3 protein-coding genes are annotated in these 2,822 nt (G+C 62.7%); all 3 read right to left on the bottom strand.

Annotated elements, in window-relative coordinates; genetic code table 11:
• A partial coding sequence (locus J7J55_03535; protein ID MCD6141779.1) for a selenocysteine protein occupies positions 1-515 on the bottom strand: 515 nt, incomplete at its 3' end.
• A 34-nt stretch (positions 516-549) separates the two neighbouring features.
• Positions 550-894: a carboxymuconolactone decarboxylase family protein gene (locus tag J7J55_03540; protein MCD6141780.1), complete on the bottom strand. Its 345-nt coding sequence runs from the start codon at positions 892-894 to the stop codon at positions 550-552.
• A 20-nt stretch (positions 895-914) separates the two neighbouring features.
• The coding region (gene feoB / locus J7J55_03545; protein MCD6141781.1) for a ferrous iron transport protein B at positions 915-2,822 on the bottom strand (1,908 nt) is incomplete at its 5' end.

Consider the following 2,822-nt stretch of genomic DNA (forward strand, 5'->3'; position numbering starts at 1 on the left):
GCCATCAGGGCGAGGAACGCGATCCGAACCGGGCTCGGCCGGAGGAGGTTCTCCCGCACGGTCTCCCACCTGAACGGGGTGAGCTCCTGGGGATGCACCTCCTGCAGCCGGCACGCCTCGCACGGAGCGATCCCGATTCGGTTGGCGATCCAATCAGAGATCGCTCCGAATACGATCCCGGCGAGGAACAACCCTCCGAACAGGATCAGTGCCTGCTTCGGAAACAGCGATAGCATCACGTAGGATTCGTCACCGGAGGTGGCGATCATCCCTCCGACGATCGCTCCGAAGCTGATCAGCCCGTGTACGTACAGCGAGACATTCATGAACGCCCCCAGGCATCCCGGGGTGGCACCGAGGAAGGAGGCGAGGACGTACTCCCGCCACTTTCGTCCCTGGAGGGCGGTCGTCATTCCGCCACGGGTGCGCACGTTCAGCCAATCGACGAACACCATCATCGAGAAGACGAATATCGTTATCGTCACCGCATCGCGGAATATCGCGAGGATGTGCATCCCTCACCTCCTTTCAGATATGATTCGGATCGGCTCACGCCTTCGGTTTGAACTCTTCGATCGCCTTGCTCAACTCGGCGACGTGAGTCAGGGCCGGACCGCCGCCCATCAGAATCGCCACCGTCGCTGCCTCCCACAGCTCCTTCTCCGTCGCCCCGGCCTTGAGTGCGCTCTGCGTGTGCATCCCGATGCAGTACTTGCACCGGGCGGTGAGGGCGGTGGCAAGCGCGATGAGCTCCTTGGTCTTCACGTCGAGCGCATCCGGTTGGAAGACCGCGTCCATAAACTGGGAGAATCCCTGGATCTCATCTGGTACCTCTTGGGACAGCTTCCCCATAGCCCGCTTGACGTCTTGTATCGCGTCTCTCATTTCACCCATGGTGAACCTCCTTTATCGATTTAATGGATTATAGCCGCAATGCCACGGGCGAGGAGTCCGATCAACAGCGCCGTACCCGTCGTCACCCCGAGCACCAGGGCGGTCTTCCTCCGTCCGAGCTCGCGGATCAAGACCGCGATCGTCGCCACGCACGGGATGTAAAACAGGACGAACAGGGTGAACGTCATCATCTGCCCCGGTGACAGGACGCTCGCCACGTCCGTCGTCCCCAGGGCCTGGAACAGCATGATCAGCGTCAGTTCCTTACGGAAGACCCCGAAGATCAGGGTCACCCCGAGGCTCGCCGGCAGTCCCAGCGACCAGGTGAACGGGAGCAGGGCGAGGTTTAAGTAGTGATCGACGTGCCCGTACTCGAACAGGCTGAGGAGGATGCTCCCCCCGATGAGGAGCGGCCAGGCAAGGAGGATGAACTCGCGTGCCTGGATCCACACCTTGGTCGCGATCACCCGCACCGACGGGACCTTGTACGATGGGATCTCGAGGATCAGGCCCGGGGTGACGCGGGGGAAGAGCTTGGTCATGACCTTCCCCGCGATCGCGATCACCACCAGGTTCACGATGTAGAGGAGGAACGCGTATCCCGGCCCGAGGAAATAGCCGACGAGCCCGAAGATGACGATCGTCCGGGCCGAACAGGGGACCATCACCGCGAGAAGAGCGGTGATGAACCGGTCGCGGGGAGAGTCGAGGATCCGCGTCGCCAGCACCGCCGGCACGCTGCACCCGTACCCGAGGATGAACGGGATCACCGATTTTCCGTGCAGCCCGATCTTGTGCATGAACACATCCATCAGGTATCCGGCACGGGGGAGGTATCCAATGTCCTCGAGCAGGGCAAGCCCAATCCAGAATGGGACGAGGTAGGGAAGGACGATCCCCACCGCCCCGGCGATCCCCTGGATCAGTCCCTTCAGGATGAAGAACCAGACAGTGGATTCAGGAATAGCACCAGCAAGGGCATCGATCGACCGGTCGAACAGGCCCATCATCGGAGTCTCCACCAACGCCCCGACCTTGAACACGACGAGGAACAGGGAGTACATGATCGCTCCGAACATGACATAACCGAACACCCGGTGCATGAGGAGCCAGTCGAGCCGGTCACGGAGCCCGATCGTGGGCTTCCCGATCGTGGTCACCCGCTCGTAGAGTTCCATCGCCCGGGCGTGGCGCTCGGCGGAGAGGACCTCCTCCCCAGGACGACCGCGCATCTTCCCGAGCTTATCCCGCAACCGGGCCGCCTCGCGGTAGATCCCGTACGAGTTCCGCTTAACCCGCTCCAGGCACTCGGGATCCCCGTCGAGGAGCTGGATCGCCACAAGGCGGGGCGGAACGTCGAACCGGCGCGCCATCCCGCCCTTGAGCTTGTCGGTCAGCTCGGCGATCACCTCCTCCACGTCAGCGCTGTAGGTCGGCGGGGGAGGTGGATCTCCCTGAGTCGCCGCCTTGATCGCTTGCCCCGCCGCTTCCTTCACTCCGATCCCGCGCACCGCGATCGTGGGGACGACCGGAACGCCGAGCTCAGCGGAGAGGGCATCCGGATCGATCTCGATCCCTTTCCGCTTTGCTTCGTCGAGCATGTTCAGGCACACGACGGCCGGAATCCCCATCTCGAGGAGCTGGAGGGTGAGCTCGAGGCTGCGGGAGAGGAGGGAAGCGTCAACGACGTTCAGAACGGCATCGACTTTTCCACTCCGCAGGAAGTTGCGCGTCTCCGCCTCGGCGCGGTCGACCGGCGAGAGGGAGTACGTACCGGGAAGGTCGATCACCTCAGCGCGCTTCCCGTTGATCAGGGTCTCGCTTTTCAGGTACTCCACCGTCGTTCCCGGGAGGTTCGACGTATTCGCCTTGTACCCGACGAGGTGGTTGAAAAGCGTACTCTTCCCGCAGTTCGGTTGGCCCACAAG

Source organism: Candidatus Bipolaricaulota bacterium (assembly GCA_021159055.1).
GTDB lineage: Bacteria > Bipolaricaulota > Bipolaricaulia > UBA7950 > UBA9294 > S016-54.